The sequence below is a fragment of the Arthrobacter sp. K410C genome (assembly GCF_059090105.1).
The window spans coordinates 1-19,501 of the sequence record NZ_JBNHFJ010000026.1 but is presented as its reverse complement, the minus strand read 5'-3'; the positions used below and the strand labels follow the sequence as shown (position 1 = coordinate 19,501).

Genomic DNA, 19,501 nt, shown 5'->3' with positions numbered 1-19,501 from the left:
GCTAACACACGGCAGCGCCCCGCCGGACGCTTCGGCCCGCGGCGACGTAGGCTAGTCCGCATGAGCGAAACACCTAACCGCCTCGTTACCGCGGTGATCCTGGTGGCCGCAGGTTCGGGGCAACGGCTTGGTTATGGCATGCCCAAGGCTGCAGTGCCGCTGGGTGGAGAACCCATCCTGATGCATGCCCTGCGCGGCATCGTCGCGTCCGGAATCAGCAGCCAAGTGTGCATTGCGCTGCCCGCCGGAAATGACGGACTGCGCAGGCTGTGTGAGGACTTCCGCGAAGAGCTTGCCGACGGCGGTCCGCTCCTGACGATCGTTGACGGCGGAGCCACGCGTGCAGAGTCCGTTCGTGCCGGTCTGGGCGCCCTTATGGAGGGCACGGACGCCGTCATGGTCCACGACGCCGCCCGCGCGCTGACGCCGGACTCCGTCTTCCACCGCATCGCCGACGCCCTCGCTGCCGGCGCTCAGGCGGTCATTCCGGCGATCGCCGTCGTGGACACCGTCAAGACAGTCAGGGCCACCGCCGACGGTAACGCTTCACCGGCGCCGGAGGTTGTCACCGGAACTGCTCCCCGTGAGGACCTGCGCGCCGTGCAGACGCCCCAGGGGTTCCGGTTGGCCACGCTCCAACGGGCCCACCAGGCTGCCCAGTCGCTGGACTCGCAGCAGGCGGCAGCGGTCACGGACGACGCCATGCTGGTGGAAATGACCGGAACCACGGTCCATGTGGTCCGTGGTTCCACCCAGTCGCTGAAAATCACCACGCCGCTGGACCTAATCCTGGCCGAAGGGCTGCTGGAAGGCCCGCTTGGCGCCCGCTGGGTGGAAGGCTAGGGATGGCAGACCCGCAGATGATCATTCCACGGACGGGCATCGGCCTTGACGTCCACGCTTATGCAGCAGAGGATTCAGCGCGCCCCCTATGGCTCGGCGGACTGTTATGGCCGGGCGAGCGCGGCCTGGCCGGGCACTCCGACGGCGACCCGGTGGCGCATGCGGCGGCGGATGCCCTGTTCTCCGCAGCCGGAATTGGCGACCTCGGCACCCACTTCGGCACTGACCGCCCCGAATTCGCCGGCGCCTCGGGAGTAACGCTCCTGGCCGAAGCGGCGCGGATCGTTCGTGCCGCAGGATTCGAGATCGGCAACGTGGCAGTCCAGTTCGTGGCCAACCGGCCCAAGTTCGGGCCCCGGCGGGAGGAATCGCAGCAGGTCCTCAGTGACGCCGCGGACGCACCCGTCAGCGTCACCGCCACCACCAGCGACCGGCTCGGATTCACCGGACGCGGCGAGGGCATCTCCGCCGTGGCCACCGCCCTGGTCTACCCCCGGCCCGCCAGTGCCATCGGCTAGTCTGGAGCGGTGACCCTGCGCTTCTATGACACTGCCTCCGCTGAAGTCCGGAACTTCGTCCCCCTCGTCGAAGGAAAGGCCAGCCTGTACTACTGCGGGGCCACAGTGCAGGGCATGCCCCACGTGGGCCACATCCGTTCCGCCATCGCCTTCGACCAGCTCACCCGCTGGCTGACGTTCCGGGGGTACCGGGTAACGGTGGTCCGGAACGTTACAGACATCGACGACAAAATCCTCGCGAAGTCGGAGGCGTCCTTCGCTCCGGACTTCGTGCCGGAGCCGGGGGAAGTGGCCCAGGAGGAGTGGTGGGCGCTGGCGTACCGCTACGAGCAGGAGTTCCTGCGGGCCTACGACACCCTCGGCGTTTCCCGGCCCACCTACGAGCCGCGGGCCACCGGCCACATCCCCGAGATGCACGCTCTGATCCAGCAGCTGATCGACCGCGGCCACGCCTACCCCGCGCTGGATGACTCCGGTGACGTCTACTTCGACGTGCGTTCCTGGAGCAAGTACGGCGCCCTGACCCGGCAGAACATTGACGACATGCAGGCGGCCCCGGACGCCGACCCGCGCGGGAAGAAGGACCCCCGCGACTTCGCCCTCTGGAAAGGCTCCAAGGAGGGCGAACCCGCCACCGCCTCCTGGGCATCACCATGGGGGGCGGGCCGTCCCGGCTGGCACCTGGAGTGCTCCGCGATGGTCACCAAGTACCTGGGCACGGAGTTTGACTTCCATGGCGGCGGGCTGGACCTGCGCTTCCCGCACCATGAGAACGAGATGGCCCAGTCGCAGGCGGCAGGGCATCCTTTCGCCAGTTTCTGGATGCACAACGGCATGGTGACCTATGAGGGCGAAAAGATGTCCAAGTCCATCGGCAACACCATCAGCCCCGCAGAAATGCTGGAACTCGCCCCGCCCCGGGTGGTCCGCTACTACCTCGGCCAGGCCCACTACCGCTCCGTCCTTGACTACCGTCCCACGTCGCTCCAGGAGGCTGCGGCCGCCGTCGAACGCATCGACGGGTTCCTTGCCAAGGCCGCGGCCCGCTTGGGGCATGATGCCGGGCACGCCAGCGCCCGGACGCCCGTAAGCCTGGAGGCATTTTCCGAGGCCATGGACGACGACCTGAACGTGCCGCGCGCGCTGGCTGCCCTGCACGAGGCCGTCCGGGCAGGCAATACCGCCCTGGCGGAGGGCGACGACGACGCTGCCGGTGAGGCGATGCACGCCGTCACCGTCATGACGGGCGTGCTGGGGCTCGACGCCGTTGCCGGTGCCGACACCCGGAACAGCCGGGAATCGGATGCGCTCGGTGTCCTGGTGGAGGCTCAGCTCGCTGCCCGGGCCGCGGCACGGGCCAACAAGGACTGGGCTGCCTCGGACTCCATCCGCGACATGCTCAACGAAGCCGGCGTGGTGGTCGAGGACGGCCCCGGCGGCGCCACCTGGAGCCTGAAGCGCGACTGACCCGAAGGATTCCCGCAGCGGTCCGGCGATTTTTCTTCGGTCAGTAGACTGGTATGCAGACTCAGTCAACACAATCAAGGGTGGAACATCATGGCCAACAATGGTCGCCGATCGGTTAAAGCGAAAAAGGGCCCAACCATCGGAACCGGTGGCCATGGCCGAAAGGCCCTGGAAGGCAAGGGGCCAACGCCCAAGGCGGAAGACCGGCCGTACCACAAGGCCCACAAGGCCAAGCAGCTTGCCGAGCGGTCCGCCGCCAAGCGCGGCACCGGTGCCCGCAGTGCGGGGGCAGCGAAGTCCGGGCCCAAGGGACGTGCCACCGAGGAAGTGGTCACCGGCCGCAACTCGGTGGTGGAGGCGCTCCGCGCCGGCATCCCCGCCAAGGCGCTGCACGTCGCCATCCGGATCGAGATGGATGACCGCGTCAAGGAGTCCCTGAAGCTCGCTGCCGAGCGCGGCATCCCGCTTTTGGAAACGGGCAAGCCGGAGCTGGACCGGATGACCGATGACGCCGTCCACCAGGGGCTGGTCCTGCAGATCCCGCCGTATGACTACGCGGATGCCTATGAACTGGCCGAAGAAACGGTGGACAAGTGGAAGAAGGGGCACGTCCCCAACGCCCCGCTCTTTGTCGCCCTTGACGGCATCACCGATCCCCGCAACCTCGGCGCCATCATCCGCTCCGTGTCAGCCTTCAGCGGCCACGGAGTCATCGTTCCCGAACGCCGTTCCGTCGGAGTCACCGCCTCCGCCTGGAAGACCAGCGCAGGCGCCGCAGTCCGCGTTCCCGTGGCACGCGCTTCCAACCTCAACAACGCCCTCAAGCAGTTCAAGAACATGGGCATCTTCGTCCTGGGCCTGGACGGCGACGGCGACGTCTCGCTGCCGGACCTGACGCTCGCAACGGAACCGGTGTGCATCGTGGTTGGTTCGGAAGGGAAGGGTCTCAGCCGGCTGGTCCGGGAGAACTGCGACCAGATCGTGTCCATCCCCATCGATTCGGCGATGGAATCGCTGAACGCCTCCATGGCAGTGGGTATCTCCCTGTATGAGGTCTCGCGCCAGCGCGCCGCAAAGTAGGAAAAATAGAGTGGATGGAGCCCGCCTCCCGCGGGCCCTTCCCTCCCCGGCGCCATGTCTAGCGTCGGGGCAGTTCAAATGCCCGTGGCGGCTACTATTTAGGTGATGGTCATGCCGCTTTTCGACACCGCTTCCACCATGGACTCCTCCACGGCAGCTCCCCTCGGTGTCAGCGTTCCGCGCGCGGACTCCGGCGGCACTCAGCACCGTGCCGGGGGCCGGGCCAACGTGGCCTGCTACGCCCCGGGAGTGCCCAGCCTGGAAATCGTCTACATCGCACCCGGCGGGGACTGGCGTGTCCAGGCGCTCCCCAACGTTACGGAGGGGGTCCACCACGGCATCGTGGAGGACTTGCCCTACGGCTCGCGGTACGGGTTCCGCCCCGCGTCGCGGGAACAGTCGCTGCCCCTTTCGATGCCCACGCGGGAGGTTGAGGACGACGGCGGCCAGCCCCTGCTGCTCGATCCGTACGGCCGTGCGGTGGACCAGCGGGACGGCGTGCTCACCAGCGTCCGGATGGCCGGAGACTTCACCTGGGACGGTGACGAACGGCTGCGCCTGAAGTGGCGCGACACCATCATCTACGAAGCCCATGTCCGCGGGCAGACCATGCTCCACCCGGATGTTCCCCGGGAGCTGCGCGGCACCTACGCCGGCATGGCCCACCCCGCCGTGGTGGAGCACCTCACCAGCCTGGGAATCACTTCGGTGCAACTGCTGCCGGTGCATTTCCACCTCGACGAACCGCACCTGCAGGACCTGGGACTGACCAACTACTGGGGCTACAACACTGCGGCCTTTTTTGCCCCGCACCCGGCATATGCCACCAAGGCGGCGCGGGAGGCCGGGCCGAAGGCTGTGCAGGACGAATTCAAGGGGATGGTCAAGGCCCTTCACGCCGCCGGCCTCGAGGTCATCCTTGACGTCGTATACAACCACACGGCGGAGGGCGGACCCAAAGGCCAGACCGTGAGTTTCCGGGGCCTGGGGGAGGACACGTACTACCGCACGGACGGGCAGGGCAGGTATGTGGACACCACCGGCTGCGGGAACAGCCTGAATTTCGCCGAGCCCCGGGTGGTCCAGCTGGTGGTGGACTCGCTGCGGTACTGGGTGGACGAGTTCCACATTGACGGCTTCCGTTTCGACCTCGCGGTCACCCTGTGCCGCAACGCTGCCAACGACTTCGACCCCCGGCATCCATTCCTGCTGGCCGTCGCGGCGGACCCCGTCCTGTCAGACGTGAAGCTGATCGCCGAACCGTGGGACGTGGGCTACGGGGGCTGGCAGACCGGACGGTTCCCGCTGGGTTGGGTGGACTGGAACGACCACTTCCGGGATTCCCTCCGCTCCTTCTGGCTTGCGGACCGGGCAGCCCTCGAAAACGGCGGCCACGGCGGGTCAGTAGCCAAGCTCGCTGACTCGTTGTCAGGCTCCGCTGCCCTTTTCCAGGCTTCCGGACGCTCCCGCCTGGCATCGGTCAACTACATCACCGCGCACGACGGCTTCACCCTGAACGACCTCGTTTCCTTCGACCGGAAGCACAATGAGGACAACGGTGAGCAGAACCGGGACGGACACGGCGACAACCGCAGCTACAACCACGGCGTGGAGGGCCCCACCGAGAACGGCGACATTCTTGCCAAGCGGGCCCAGTCCCGCCGCAACCTGATGGCCTCGCTGCTCATTTCCCTCGGCGTGCCCATGATCACCGCCGGTGACGAACTGGCACGGACGCAGCTGGGCAACAACAACGCCTATTGCCAGGACAACGCCATCACCTGGCTGGACTGGACCCGCACGCCGGAATCCCACGAGATGCTGCGCAGCACCAAGCGCTACATCCGCCTGCGGAAGGAGTTCCTCGCCGCCCAGCCCCACGACTTCCCCGTCCGCGACGAACAGTCCTACCTTTACTGGTTCGACCAGGACGGCCGGCCAATGTCCACCGAGCGCTGGAACGATCCGCGCCACCGGGTGGTCCAGCTCCTGCTCGGCACCGACGACGGGGAGTTCGCAGGACTGATCGTGGTGAACGGCGGAACCTCGGACGTGCAGATCACGCTCCCGCAGGTGACCGCCGAAGGGACCGCTCCGCGCAGGTTCGAGCTCCGCCTGACCACCTCACCGCTGCATGAACAGCGGCAGGGCTGGGTGGTGGCTGCCGGGGAGACGGACGTGGCCGAGGCCAACTCCATCAGCATCTACCGCACGTAGCCTGGACCGAAGAATGCGCAACCGTTCCCTCCTGCCCCTGCTGCTGGGTGCCCTCGTGGTGCTGGCCCTGGTCATGTTCGGCGGCCCCGGACTCCTGGATCAGCCGAAGGAAAGCACGACGGCGGAGGCCACCTCCCGCGCCACGGCACCGGGTTCCGTCTCACCGTCCGGCCCCGCGGCGCCGGTCGCGGCTGACAACCCTTCAGGGCTGGCATCCATCCGGGAATCGGAACTGCCGCCTGAGGGCCGCAGGGTCCTGGCACTCATCCGCGCGGGCGGCCCGTACCAGTACAGCCAGGATGACCAGACCTTCGGCAACTTCGAGCGCATCCTGCCGCGCCGGGACCGCGGATACTACCGCGAGTACACGGTGCCCACGCCCGGGGAATCAGACCGGGGTGCCCGCCGGATCGTGGCCGGCAGCGGCGGCGACAAGTACTACACCGAAGACCATTACGAGTCGTTCAAGTTCATAGCGGAAGGCAGCTAAGCAGGCCATGAAAATCTACTCTGGCGACACCTGGACCCTGGAGGAACTGCAGGAACAGGTGGCCGATGCCGGACGCCGAAGCCTGGTTGTCCCGCCGGCTGACAGCAAACGCGCCGTCCTGGAAACCTTCGGTGAAGTCCTCAGTTTTCCGGAACACTACGGGGTCAACCTCGACGCCCTCAACGACTCACTGCACGACTTTGCGGACTCCATCACGGACAACGGCAACGCCCCGGTCACCGTCCTCTGGCAGGTGGCTGCCCCGTTCCGGAGCGACAGGTCCTTCGGGATCATCTGTGAGATCCTCCAGGACGCGGAAAGCTACGCCGGCAAGGACCTGGCCGTTACCGCCGTCCTGCTCTAGCCGCAGTCAGCCGCCGGCAGGTTCCTCCTGCGACAGGTAGGTATCGAGCAGTTCGGCGGCCCGGCCGCCGTCGTCCTCCGCAGCCAGCCCCTTGCGCATGCTCTCCGCTTTTTCCCTGCCGGCCGGGATCGGGGGCAGCAACGGAATTTCCGGATCCGTCAGCACCTCGATCACCACGGGCCGGTCCGCGGCGAAGGCCTGCTCCCACGCTTCACCGAGCAGCTCCGGATCCTCCACCCGGATGCCCCCAAGGCCCAGCAGCTCGGCGTATCCGGCGAAAGGAAAATCGGGAAGCTCCTGGCTGGCCGCGAACCGCGGCTCGCCCTCAGACTCGCGCTGTTCCCAAGTGACCTCTGTCAGCTCCCGGTTGTTGAAGACGCACACCACGAACCGCGGGTCCTCCCACTCCTGCCAGCGGTGCGCCACGGTGGCCAGCTCGGCGACACCCGCCATCTGCATGGCACCGTCCCCGGCCAGGGCCACGAGCGGCCGGTCGGGGTGGGCCAGCTTCGCGGCAATCCCGTAGGGAATGGAGCACCCCATGCTGGCGAGGGTGCCGGAAAGGTGCGCCGGGACCCCGGGCGGCAGCACCAGTTGGCGGGCATACCAGTACACGCAGCTTCCGACGTCGACGCTCACCTGCGCGTTTTCCGGGAGCCTGCCATTAAGCTCGCGGACCACGCGTTCGGGGTTGACGGGCAAGGCAGGCACGGCGGCGCGGTCCGCGGCGAGGATACGCCAGCGGCTGACTTCATATTCCACGTCCGAGCGCCACTGGCTCCGCGGGCGGTGCTCGAGCCTACGGCCCAGGGCGGCGAGGGCGGATGCCGCGTCACCGGGCAGGCCCACCTCCACCGGGTAGCGGTTGCCGATCTTCTTCTCGTCAATATCGATCTGCACGGCGCGCGCCGCCCCGGGCGGCGGATAGAACTCCGTCCACGGATCATTGGACCCCACAATCAGCAGGGCATCGCAGTTGCCCAGCAGGTGGGCGCTGGCAGTGGTGCCCAGGTGGCCCATGGTCCCGACGGCGAAGGGGAGCGTCTCATCAACGTACGGTTTGCCCAGCAGGCTGGTGGCTATGCCGGCACCCAGTTTTTCCGCCACGGCCACCACTTCGTCGAAGGCGTGCCGGGCACCCTGGCCGACAAGCAGCGCCACCCGTTCCGAGGAGTTCAGGAGGGCGGCCGCGGCGTCCAGGTCCTCATCCCGCGGCGTTTTGGCGGCGGAACTCCACGAGGGGCTGGTGACCACGATGCCGTGCTGCTGCTCGAGTTGCGGTGCCGGCGCGGACTGGATGTCATGCGGGACGATGACGACGCACGGCGAGGACGTGGCCTTCGCCGTGCGGAATGCACGGTCCAGGACCATGGGCACCTGCTCCGGGGCGCTGACCAGCTGGACGAACTGGGATGCGACGTCCTTGAACAGGGCCCCCAGGTCAATTTCCTGCATGTAGGCCGAGCCCAGCACCGTACGGCTCTGCTGCCCCACGATCGCAACCACCGGCACGCCGTCGAGCTTCGCGTCGTACAGCCCGTTAAGGAGGTGGACGGCGCCCGGGCCCTGGGTTGAGGTCACTACCCCCACGCCGCCCGTATACTTCGCGTGGCCCACGGCCATGAATGCCGCCGTTTCCTCATGCCGGGCCTGGACGAACTCGACGCGCCCGCCGGACCGCCGCAGCGCCCCCATGAAACCGTTGATTCCGTCGCCGCTGTAGCCGAAAACCCGGTCCACGCCCCAGGTGGTCAGCCGGTCAACGATCACGTCGGCCACGGTTTGTTCAGTCATGGATCCTCCTGCGTCGGTTCAGGCCGGTTGGCGAAGGGTCAGGCGTTGACGATCAGGCCCAGCTCAGCCTTGGATGCCAGGGCCTCGTGCCGTGGCAGGACCCTGACGGTATAGCCGAAGGAGCCCGAGCGGTCGATCACCAGCGAGCCGCTGAAAAGGTGGCGGCCGTTGCCAAGGTCCTCCTTCACCTGCAGCTCCATCAGGGTGATGTCCGCCAGGGTGTCGCTTTCCTCGGCCCGGCCGTAGGCCACCTCCACGCACACGTCATCCGGGGTAAGGCTGTTCAGGGCCACGTAGGCGTTGACCTGCAGGGTGTCGCCGATCTGCGGATCCTCGGAGACGCCCACCGAATCCACGTGCTCCACGTGGACCTGGGACCAGTTGGAACGTACCTTGGCTGACCACGATGCGAGCGAACGTGCCTGCGAGTACGAGTTGGCGATGGCCTTGCGGCCGGCTTCGGCGGCCGGACGGTAGAGGATGTTCACATAGTCGCGCAGCATACGCTCGGCAGAGACGGCAGGGCCCAGGTGCGACAGGGTGTGCTTGATCATCGAGACCCAGTGCGTGGGGACCTTCTCCGCCGCCGACGTCGAGGGCCCGGCGGCCCCCGCCGCCTCCGAGACGGTGCTGCCGTAGAACCTTGGCGCCACCTGGGTTTCGAGCAGCTCGTACAGCGCTGCCGCCTCGATGTCGTCGCGTTCTTCCGGTGATGCGCCGTTATTGGCGGTGGGAATCGCCCAGCCGTTCTCGCCGTCGTACATCTCGTCCCACCAGCCGTCCAGGACGGACAGGTTCAGTGAACCGTTCAGCGCCGCCTTCATGCCGGATGTCCCGCAGGCTTCCAGCGGACGGAGCGGGTTGTTCAGCCACACGTCGCAGCCCGGGAACAGGGTGCGCGCCATGGCGATGTCGTAGTTGGGCAGGAACGCGATCCGGTGCCGGACCTCGGGGTCGTCGGTGAAACGGACCAGGTCCTGGATCATCTTCTTGCCGGCATCGTCGGCAGGGTGGGACTTGCCAGCGATGACCAGCTGGATGGGGTGGTCCTTGTGCAGGAGCAGTGCCTTCAGCCGTTCCGGTTCGCGCAGCATGAGCGTCAGCCGCTTGTAGGTGGGAACGCGCCGGGCGAAGCCGATGGTCAGCACATCGGGGTCCAGGACGTTGTCCGTCCAGCCCAGTTCGGCGTCGGCAGCGCCGCGCTTCTTCCAGGCTGCACGGAGCCGTTTGCGGACGTCGTCCACCAGCGCGGACCGCATCTCTCGCCGCAGCGCCCACACGTCGGCGTCGCTGACGTTGTAAGCCAGATCCCAGCGGCCATTGGCCTCGGCCTCGCTGCCGAACTGGTCGCGGGCCAGCTTGGCGATCCGGCTGTCCACCCAGGTGGGCACGTGCACGCCGTTGGTTACCGAGGTAATGGGTACCTCGGAGGGGTCGAAGCCGGGCCACAGAGCGGAGAACATGCCGCGCGACACTTCGCCGTGCAGCTTGGCCACGCCGTTGGCGCGCTGGGCCAGGCGCAGGCCCATTACCGCCATGTTGAACACGGCCGGGTTGCCGTCGGTGTAGTTCTCGCGGCCCAGTTCCAGGATCCGGTCCACCGGCACGGCGGGCGCCAGTCCGGCCTGGAAGAAGTGGCTGATCTGCGAGATCTCGAACCGGTCGATGCCGGCCGGAACAGGAGTGTGGGTGGTGAACACGGTGGAGGCGCGGCCGGCCGCCAGCGCTTCATCGAAGGTGAGCGCCTGGTCCCCGGACATGAGCTCCTGGATGCGTTCAATGCCCAGGAAGCCGGCGTGGCCCTCGTTCGTGTGGAACACTTCCGGCGCGGGGCAACCGGTGAGCTGCTGGAAGGCGCGCAGCGCCTTGACGCCGCCCATGCCGAGCAGCAGTTCCTGCTGCAGCCTGTGGTCACCGCCGCCGCCGTACAGCCGGTCCGTGATGCTGCGCGCCGCGTCATCGTTGCCGGGCACATTCGAGTCAAGGAGCAGCAGGGGGACGCGTCCGACGTCGGCCCGCCAGATGTGTGCCAGCAGCCGGCGGCCGTTGGGCAGCGGCAGGGTGATCTGCAGGGGCTTGCCGTTGCCGTCGGGGGAGGGTTCGCGAAGCAGGGTGAGGGGCAGGCCGTCCGGGTCCAGGACGGGGTAGGTCTCCTGCTGCCAGGCGTCCCGGGACAGCGACTGCTTGAAGTAGCCGGCCTGGTAGAGCAGGCCCACGCCGATGAGCGGCACGCCGAGGTCCGACGCCGCCTTCAGGTGGTCGCCGGCCAGGATACCCAGGCCGCCGGAGTACTGTGGCAGGACCTCGGTGATGCCGAACTCGGGGGAGAAATAGGCGATGGACGCCGGCGCCTCCGGCCCCAGGCCCTGGTACCAGCGCGGTTCCTCAAGGTACCGGTCAAGGTCTTGCTCCGCTGCCCGCACCCGCTCCACCACGGACTGGTCGGCGGCAAGCCGCTGGAATTCTTCCCTGCTGACCATGCCCAGGAAGCCGACGGGGTCCTGCTCGCTTTCTTCCCAGATGCGGGGGTTCAACCCCGCAAAGAGTTCCCGGGTGGGGCGGTGCCAGGACCAGCGCAAATTGCTTGCAAGCCGCGCCAGCGGGCGGATGGGCTCGGGGAGGACTGTACGGACCGTAAACCTGCGGATTGCCTTCACCTGCGTCACACTAACGGACAACATGGGCGGCCGGAACCAGCTTTGGGTTTCTTTTGGGTAAATGACAGGGGCGTGCAGGAGATGACGTGCGGCACGACGAGATTAGTGAGCAGGCTTAGCAATCTTGGACTTTTCTCGCTAACGTCGAGCCTGTGACGACTAACTCAGGAATCAGTGCCGTAACAGAGAAAATGCCAAGGGGATCCATCACGGAGGGGCTGCGGTTCGGACGGTTTCCGATCACGGCCGTGCAGCCCGTCGTCGAGGGTGGAAAGTTCCCGGCCAAGGCCCTGCCGGGCGAAGGAATCGTGGTGGGTGCCACCTGCTTCAGGGAAGGCCACGACCAGCTCGGCGTGAGCGCAGTCCTGCTGGACGCGTCGGGCGCAGAGCGCCAGCGCGTCCGGCTCGCGCCGCCGCGGGGGGAACGCGGCATGGGAACCGACCGCTGGGAAGGCATCCTCACGCCGTCGGAAACCGGGCACTGGTCCTTTGTCATTGAAGCCTGGCATGACCGCTACGGCACCTGGCACCACAACGCCGAGGTGAAGATCGCCGCCGGGATTGATGTTGAACTTATGCTCGCTGAGGGCGCTGCGCTGTTGTCCGAAGCGTCCGACGACGACTCCCGGAACGAGGCGGACAGGGCAACATTGCGCTGGGTCGCCGAGAGGCTGGCGGACCGGTCGCTGAGTCCGGAGGAGCGCCTCGCCGCCGGCTTCAGTCACGGAGTGGCGGACATCGTCGCCCGCCAGCCCATCCGCGAACTCGTGACGGTCTCCGAAAAGTACCCGCTCAATGTCGAGCGTGACCGTGCCGGCCGCGGTGCCTGGTACGAGTTCTTTCCCCGTTCAGAGGGCGCCGTCAAGGACCACACCACCGGCACGTGGACTTCCGGTAACTTCCGCACTGCCGCCAGGCGGCTGGACGCCGTCGCGGCCATGGGCTTCGACGTCCTGTACATGCCGCCCATCCATCCCATCGGCGTGAAGCACCGCAAGGGGCCCAACAACACCCTGGTTGCCGGTCCGCATGCCCCCGGCTCGCCCTGGGCCATTGGTGCCGAGGAAGGCGGGCACGATGCCATCCATCCCGACCTCGGCACGTTCGAGGACTTTGACGCTTTTGTGGCCCGGGCCAATGAGCTGGGCCTGGAAGTTGCCCTGGACCTCGCCCTGCAGGCCGCTCCGGACCACCCGTGGGTAACGTCGAACCCGGAATGGTTCACTACCCGCGTGGACGGCAGCATTGCCTACGCCGAAAATCCGCCCAAGAAGTACCAGGACATTTATCCGCTCAATTTCGATAATGACCCTGAGGGCCTTTCCAATGAAATTCTCCGGATTGTCCTGCTCTGGGTCAGCCACGGCGTAAAGATTTTCCGGGTTGATAACCCGCACACCAAACCTGTTTGGTTCTGGGAATGGCTTATTGCCGAAGTCAACAAAGCAGTGCCGGGCGTGGTGTTCCTTGCCGAGGCGTTCACCCGGCCCGCAATGATGCACGCCCTGGGCCGGGCCGGCTTCCAGCAGTCCTACACCTACTTCACCTGGCGCAACACGAAGAAGGAGATTGAGAACTACTTCCACGAGGTGAGCCACGATTCGCCGGCGTTCTTCCGGCCCAACTTCTTCGTCAACACCCCGGACATCCTCACCCCCTACCTGCAGTTTGGCGGCCCGCCGGCGTTCCGGATCCGGGCAGTCCTGGCCGCCACGGCCAGCCCGCTGTGGGGGGTCTACGCCGGCTACGAGCTATACGAGCACGTTGCCCGCCCGGGCGCCGAGGAGTACATCGACAACGAGAAGTTCGAATACAAGGCACGCGACTGGGATGCGGCAGCCGAATCCGGACGCACCCTGGCGCCGTTCATCACCCGGCTGAACCACCTGCGCCGGGACCACCCTGCGCTCCAGGACCTGCAGAACCTGACAATCCACCAGAGCACGGACGACGCCACGGTGGTGTACTCCAAGCACAAGACATTGCCTGACGGTTCCAAGGACACCCTCATCGTAGTGGTCAACGTGGACCCGCATGTCACTCGGGAATCCACCGTGACACTGGACCTCGCCGCGCTTGAACTGGATCCGCAGGACCTGACGGCCAATGGCGGGTTCCACGTGGACGACCTCATCTCCGGGGAAAGCTGGGAGTGGGGCGAGTACAACTACGTGCGCCTGGACCCGCATGTTGAGCCCGCACACATCCTCAGCGTGAGGAGAATGCATCAGTGAGTTTTACTGCGCAAAGTTCGGGCCAGCACTTCACTCCCAAGAGCACATTCGAGCTCAACGCCCCGGGCCTCCAGCATGATCCGCTGTGGTACCGGAAGGCCGTGTTCTACGAAGTACTGGTCCGGGCTTTCGCGGATGCCAACGGCGACGGGTCCGGAGACTTCTCCGGCCTGATCGACCGGTTGGACTACCTGCAGTGGCTGGGCGTGGACTGCCTCTGGCTGCCGCCCTTCTTCCAGTCACCGCTGCGGGACGGCGGCTACGACATTTCGGACTACAACTCCGTGCTGGACGAGTTCGGCACCATCAGCGACTTCAAGCGCCTGGTGGCCGAGGCGCATGCCCGGGGCGTGCGCGTGATCATCGACCTGCCGCTGAACCACACCTCGGACCAGCACCCCTGGTTCCAGGAGTCCCGCAAGGACCCCGAGGGGCCTTACGGGGACTTCTACGTATGGAGTGACACGGACGAGAAGTACCAGGATGCCCGCATCATCTTCGTGGACACCGAGGAATCGAACTGGACGTTCGACCCCATCAGGCGGCAGTTCTTTTGGCACCGGTTCTTCAGCCACCAGCCGGACCTGAACTTCGAAAACCCCAGGGTGATCGAGGCGCTGTTCGATGTGGTGCGGTTCTGGCTGGACCAGGGCATCGATGGTTTCAGGGCCGACGCCATCCCCTACCTGTACGAGGAGGAAGGGACCAACTGCGAGAACCTGCCGGCCACCCACGAGTTCCTCCGGAAACTGCGGGCCATGGTGGACGAAAGCTACCCCGGCCGGGTGATCATCGCCGAGGCCAACCAGCCACCCAACGAGGTGGTGGAGTACTTCGGCACGGAAGCGGAACCGGAGTGCCACATGGCCTTCCACTTTCCGATCATGCCGCGGCTGTACTATGCGCTCCGGGACCAGAAGGCAGCGCCCATCATCGAGACCATGAGGGACACCCCGGACATTCCGGAGGGCGCCCAGTGGGGCACCTTCCTGCGCAACCATGACGAGCTGACCCTCGAAATGGTCAGCGCCGACGAACGCGCGGCCATGCTCGGCTGGTATGCGCCCGATCCCCGGATGCGGGCCAATATCGGCATCCGGCGCCGGCTGGCGCCGCTGCTGGACAACTCCCGTGCCGAGATCGAACTGATCAACGCGCTGCTCCTGTCCCTGCCCGGCAGCCCGTTCCTGTACTACGGCGACGAAATCGGTATGGGCGACAACATCTGGCTGGAGGACCGGGACGCCGTCCGTACCCCCATGCAGTGGAACCCCGACCGGAATGCCGGTTTCTCCCACGCGGACCCGGGCAAGCTGTACCTGCCTCCCATCCAGTCGCTGGTGTACAACTACAGCATGGCGAACGTGGAGGCCGAGTCCGCCCATTCCGGTTCCCTGCTCCGGTGGACCCGGCAGATCCTGAGCGTCCGCAAGAACCATGCCGCGTTCGGGCTGGGCGTTTACAAGCACGTGGAGGCCGACCACGACGCCGTCCTTGCCTACCTCCGCGAACTGCCCCATGGCAACCCCGCGGGACTGAACGGCGAAACCGTCCTGTGCGTCTTCAACCTTTCCCAGCACCCCGTGGCAGCCCGGCTGCGGGTACCGGAGTACGCCGGCCGCGGACTGCGGGATGTCTTCGGGGGACAGGTGTTCCCCGGAATCAATGACGACGGCACGCTGACGTTGACCCTGGGCAGCCACGATTTCTTCTGGTTGCGCGTCCGGTCTGCGGCATCCAACCCGTCATCGCCCTACACCCAGGCCATGCCCATCCTGTCGATAGAGGAGTGACATGAACCAGCCTATTCTCACGCCCGCCCTGACCGCGCTGCTCCAGGAATGGCTCCCGAAGCAACGCTGGTTTCCCATCAAGTCGCCTGACTTCGAAATGTCCCAGGCCGGGAGCCTGGGGCTTGAAGACCCGGCCAGGCACGCAGCCCTGTCCGTGTTCCTGCTGAACGTCAGCACGCAGGGCTCCGACGGCGGCAGGCGGACTGCCGTGGTCCAGGTTCCGCTGAGCTTCCGGCCCGCACCCGCAGCAGGAATGGAACGGGCGCTTGTTGGCCAGGCGGCCGGCACGGATCCGTCCCGTCCGTGGGTCTACGACGCCGTCCACGATCCCGACTTCGTGGGCTCATGGCTGCAGCTGATCCGGAATGAAGAGAAGGCTGCCAGCGGCACGGCAGCGGGCTTCAAGGTCCCCGGGAGCTACCGGCTGCCTACCGCGCACGGTGTTGTGAAGGTCCTGTCCGGGGAGCAGTCCAACAGTTCAGTGATTGTGGACGACGGCGAATCGGCAGCGATTGTGAAATTCTTCCGGGTGTTGTCCGAGGGCGCCAACCCCGAAGTTGAGGTGGGGTCCGCCCTGACCTCCGCCGGGACGTCCGAGGTGCCCGCAACCCTTGGCTGGGTGCGGGGGGAGTGGCTGGCCCAAGGCAGGACCCCGTCTGACGGAAAGGGGACCCGCCAGGTGCAGGGCGAGCTGGCCGTGGCACACGAGTTCCTGGCCGGCGGCCGGGATGCCTGGCGCCTCGCGGTGGACGCCGCCCGTTCCGGCACTGATTTCACCACAGAAGCTCGGGCCCTCGGAGCCGCCACCGCAACAGTGCACCGCCGCCTTGCCGAAGCGCTGGGACAGTCCGCCGAAAGCGAACCGGGCAAGGTGATCGGACCGGGAGTAGCCCAGCGCGTCCGCCAGGCATGGGCGGAAGCCGGTCCCGCCGTCGGGCCCTTTGACAAAGAACTGGACGCGCTGCTGGAAGGCCTCGACGGCGTACCCACCGGGCGGCTCCAGCGGATCCACGGCGACCTTCACCTTGGCCAGATCCTGCAGGTCCCGGCACAGGCCGGCCCTGACCGGTGGGCCATCCTCGACTTCGAAGGCGAGCCCCTCCGGCCCATCGCCGAACGGAACGTCCCCGATGTTCCCCTGCGCGACGTCGTCGGAATGCTCCGCTCCTTCGACTACGCGGCGGGAGCTGCCCAGCGCGAACAGGAAGGCGCCCAGGTGCCCGCAGCCTGGGTGGACGACTGCGCGGAAGCATTCCTTGACGGCTACGCCAGCGTCACGCCCGGAACCGTGGACCGGAACGCGCCCCTCTTTGTGGCATTGTGGCTGGACAAAGCACTGTACGAAGTAGTTTATGAAATGCGTAACAGGCCCGACTGGCTGGCGATCCCGGTGAACGCCTCCAGGCGGCTCCTTAGCGGTAACAGCGCCGGCGACCATGCCGGGGCAGCATCGGAAGGTAACGAAATGACAGGCTCAGCACGAACTGACCGCCCGGGCGCACCGCTGCAGGTGGACGACGGCACCTTGGGCAGGATCGCAAACGGTGAACACCACGCCCCGCACTCTGTCCTGGGTGCGCACCTGGACGACTACGGGCACGTCACCATCCGCACGGTGAAGCACCTGGCCGAAGCAGTCAACGTCATCACCTCCGCAGGCGAAACTCCCATGCAGCACGAGGCGCACGGCGTATGGGTGGCGGTCCTGGAACCGCTGCAGCACGGACATGTGCCGGACTACCGGCTCTCGGTCACCTACCCGGGGGCTGAACCAGTGACGGTCGACGAACCGTACCGGTACCTGCCCACCGTCGGCGAGGTGGACCTGCACCTGATTGGCGAAGGCCGGCACGAAAAGCTGTGGGAGGTCCTGGGCGCCCATGCCCGGCACTACAAGTCCTCCCTGGGCGACGTGGACGGCGTTTCTTTCTCCGTCTGGGCTCCCAATGCGCAGGCTGTCCGGGTCAAGGGCGACTTCAACGCCTGGGATGGGCGCGAACACTCCCTCCGCTCCCTGGGCTCCTCAGGGGTGTGGGAACTCTTCATCCCCGGCGTTTCAGCCGGCGCTTGCTACAAGTTCGAAATCCGGACTAGGGCCGGTCACTGGGTGGAGAAAGCTGATCCCCTGGCATTCGGAACCGAGGTTCCACCGCTGACGGCCTCAAGGGTGGTGGAATCCTCCTACGCCTTCAAGGACGACGAGTGGATGGAAGCACGTGCCCAGCGTGATCCGCACAATTCCCCGATGAGCGTCTACGAAGTACACCTCGGGTCCTGGCGGCTGGGGCTGGGCTACCGCGAGCTCGCCAAGGAACTGGTGGACTACGTCAAATGGCTCGGCTTCACCCACGTGGAGTTCATGCCTGTGGCGGAGCACCCGTTCGGTGGCTCCTGGGGCTACCAGGTCACCTCCTACTTTGCGCCGACGTCCCGCTTTGGCCACCCGGACGAATTCCGGTACCTGGTGGACACGCTGCACCAGGCCGGCATCGGCGTGCTGCTCGACTGGGTTCCGGCCCACTTCCCCAAGGACGCCTGGGCCCTTGCCCAGTTCGACGGCGAGCCACTCTACGAGCACGCCGACCCGAACCTTGGCGAGCACCCGGACTGGGGAACCCTGATCTTCGACTTTGGCCGTACCGAGGTACGCAACTTCCTGGTGGCCAACGCCCTCTACTGGCTCGACGAGTTCCACATTGACGGACTGCGCGTGGATGCCGTTGCCTCCATGCTCTACCTGGACTACTCCCGACAGGACGGCCAGTGGCAGCCCAACCGCTTCGGCGGACGGGAAAACCTGGAGGCCATCTCCTTCCTGCAGGAAGTCAACGCCACCGTCTACAAGACGCACCCGGGTGCCGTGATGATCGCGGAAGAGTCCACAGCGTTCCCGGGCGTCACGGCGCCCACCAGCCACGGCGGGCTGGGCTTCGGGCTCAAATGGAACATGGGCTGGATGCACGACTCCCTCAAGTACGCCTCCGAGGATCCCGTCAACCGTAAATGGCACCACGGCACCGTCACGTTCTCCATGGTGTACGCGTTCACGGAAAACTTCCTGCTGCCCATCAGCCACGATGAGGTTGTCCACGGCAAGGGTTCCATGCTGCGCAAGATGCCGGGCGACCGCTGGCAGCAGCTCGCCAACCTGCGCACTTTCCTGGCCTACCAGTGGGCGCACCCCGGCAAGCAGCTGATCTTCATGGGCACCGAATTCGGCCAGGAAGCCGAATGGTCCGAGCAGCACGGGCTCGACTGGTGGCTTGCGGACATCCCCGCGCACAAGGGCCTGCAGCTCCTGACCAAGGACTTGAACGAGCTGTACAAGACCACACCGGCGCTCTACACCCGGGACAACGAGCCCGGCGGGTTCCAGTGGATCAACGGCGGCGACGCCGACCGCAACGTCCTGTCCTTCATCCGCTGGGACAAGGACGGTAACCCGCTGGTGTGCGCCATCAACTTCTCCGGCGGCCCGCACGTCGGCTACACCCTGGGCGTACCGGCGGCGGGGCCGTGGATGGAAGTCCTCAACACGGACCATGAAACTTACGGCGGGTCCGGTGTCCTGAACAAGGAAGGACTCAAGGCCGTCGACGAAGGCCAGGACGGCCAGCCCGCCACGCTGACCGTTACCCTGCCGCCGCTCGGCGCGGCCTACTTCAAGCCAGGAGTTGCAGCACCGAAGGTATCGGGGCGTGGGACAGCAGCCTCCGCGTAGCCTGCCGGCGTGAACCGCATGGAACAGCCCGGAATCCCTGTGATTCCGGGCTTTTCCGTGCCCCTTCACCTTGGTGGCGGGAACCGGCGTCCGGGAGAGTTGGCCATCGCGGCCAAGTGGTGGTAGAGTTTATTTCCGCGCTGGTCCACAGAGTCAGCCGGAAAACCCGACCAAAAAGCTTCACGCTGATGAAGGTCGCGACCGCCGGTTTGACAAGAGTGAAGCCAGCCGGTAAGTTTGAAAAGTTGCTCCGGAGCGATCCTGAATGTTTGGTTTGGGTGGTGCCGGGTGTGTCTGTTGTTTGAGAACTCAATAGTGTGCCA

12 protein-coding genes are annotated in these 19,501 nt (G+C 66.3%); 10 read left to right on the top strand and 2 right to left on the bottom strand.

What is annotated here, in order from left to right; translation table 11 throughout:
* The first annotated feature begins 60 nt into the window (after positions 1–60).
* The 7 genes from ispD (at position 61) to AC5RU7_RS19915 (ending at position 6,979) form a co-directional block, all read left to right on the top strand.
* A complete protein-coding gene (gene ispD / locus AC5RU7_RS19945; protein ID WP_494053695.1) occupies positions 61–843 on the top strand; it encodes a 2-C-methyl-D-erythritol 4-phosphate cytidylyltransferase in 783 nt (260 codons plus the stop codon).
* Between the two features lie 2 nt (positions 844–845).
* Positions 846–1,361 (top strand): 2-C-methyl-D-erythritol 2,4-cyclodiphosphate synthase, encoded by a 516-nt coding sequence (ispF, locus tag AC5RU7_RS19940; RefSeq protein ID WP_494010715.1) that lies wholly within the window; start codon positions 846–848, stop codon positions 1,359–1,361.
* Between the two features lie 9 nt (positions 1,362–1,370).
* Positions 1,371–2,828 (top strand): cysteine--tRNA ligase, encoded by a 1,458-nt coding sequence (gene cysS / locus AC5RU7_RS19935; RefSeq protein ID WP_494053694.1) that lies wholly within the window; start codon positions 1,371–1,373, stop codon positions 2,826–2,828.
* Between the two features lie 90 nt (positions 2,829–2,918).
* Positions 2,919–3,908: a 23S rRNA (guanosine(2251)-2'-O)-methyltransferase RlmB gene (gene rlmB, locus AC5RU7_RS19930; protein WP_494053693.1), complete on the top strand. Its 990-nt coding sequence runs from the start codon at positions 2,919–2,921 to the stop codon at positions 3,906–3,908.
* A gap of 105 nt (positions 3,909–4,013) precedes the next feature.
* On the top strand, positions 4,014–6,125 hold the full coding sequence (glgX, locus tag AC5RU7_RS19925) for a glycogen debranching protein GlgX (RefSeq protein ID WP_494053692.1): 2,112 nt from the start codon (positions 4,014–4,016) through the stop codon (positions 6,123–6,125).
* Positions 6,126–6,138: 13 nt separating this feature from the next.
* Positions 6,139–6,615 (top strand): guanyl-specific ribonuclease, encoded by a 477-nt coding sequence (locus AC5RU7_RS19920; RefSeq protein WP_494010711.1) that lies wholly within the window; start codon positions 6,139–6,141, stop codon positions 6,613–6,615.
* A gap of 7 nt (positions 6,616–6,622) precedes the next feature.
* A complete protein-coding gene (locus AC5RU7_RS19915) occupies positions 6,623–6,979 on the top strand; it encodes a barstar family protein (RefSeq protein ID WP_009357281.1) in 357 nt (118 codons plus the stop codon).
* 6 nt (positions 6,980–6,985) lie between these two features.
* Here the strand turns inward: AC5RU7_RS19915 and AC5RU7_RS19910 are convergent, their stop codons facing one another.
* Both AC5RU7_RS19910 and glgP read right to left on the bottom strand, forming a co-directional pair.
* Positions 6,986–8,773, bottom strand: coding sequence for a thiamine pyrophosphate-requiring protein (locus tag AC5RU7_RS19910; RefSeq protein WP_494053691.1), 1,788 nt, complete (start codon positions 8,771–8,773; stop codon positions 6,986–6,988).
* 38 nt (positions 8,774–8,811) lie between these two features.
* Entirely contained in the window at positions 8,812–11,430 is a 2,619-nt protein-coding gene (glgP, locus tag AC5RU7_RS19905; RefSeq protein WP_494053690.1) for an alpha-glucan family phosphorylase, read from the bottom strand.
* 191 nt (positions 11,431–11,621) lie between these two features.
* On the opposite strand from glgP, the gene AC5RU7_RS19900 reads away from it, so the two are divergent.
* The 3 genes from AC5RU7_RS19900 to AC5RU7_RS19890 are packed head-to-tail and all read left to right on the top strand — an operon-like array spanning position 11,622 to position 19,178.
* Complete coding sequence (locus AC5RU7_RS19900; RefSeq protein WP_494053704.1) at positions 11,622–13,664, top strand: alpha-1,4-glucan--maltose-1-phosphate maltosyltransferase; 2,043 nt, start codon at positions 11,622–11,624, stop codon at positions 13,662–13,664.
* The gene (treS, locus tag AC5RU7_RS19895; RefSeq protein ID WP_494053689.1) at positions 13,661–15,457 is read left to right on the top strand and encodes a maltose alpha-D-glucosyltransferase; all 1,797 of its coding nucleotides are present in this window, start codon (positions 13,661–13,663) and stop codon (positions 15,455–15,457) included. Before AC5RU7_RS19900 ends, treS begins: the two co-directional genes overlap by 4 nt.
* Before the next feature lies 1 nt (position 15,458).
* Complete coding sequence (locus tag AC5RU7_RS19890) at positions 15,459–19,178, top strand: 1,4-alpha-glucan branching enzyme (protein ID WP_494053688.1); 3,720 nt, start codon at positions 15,459–15,461, stop codon at positions 19,176–19,178.
* The last annotated feature ends 323 nt before the right edge of the window (positions 19,179–19,501 follow it).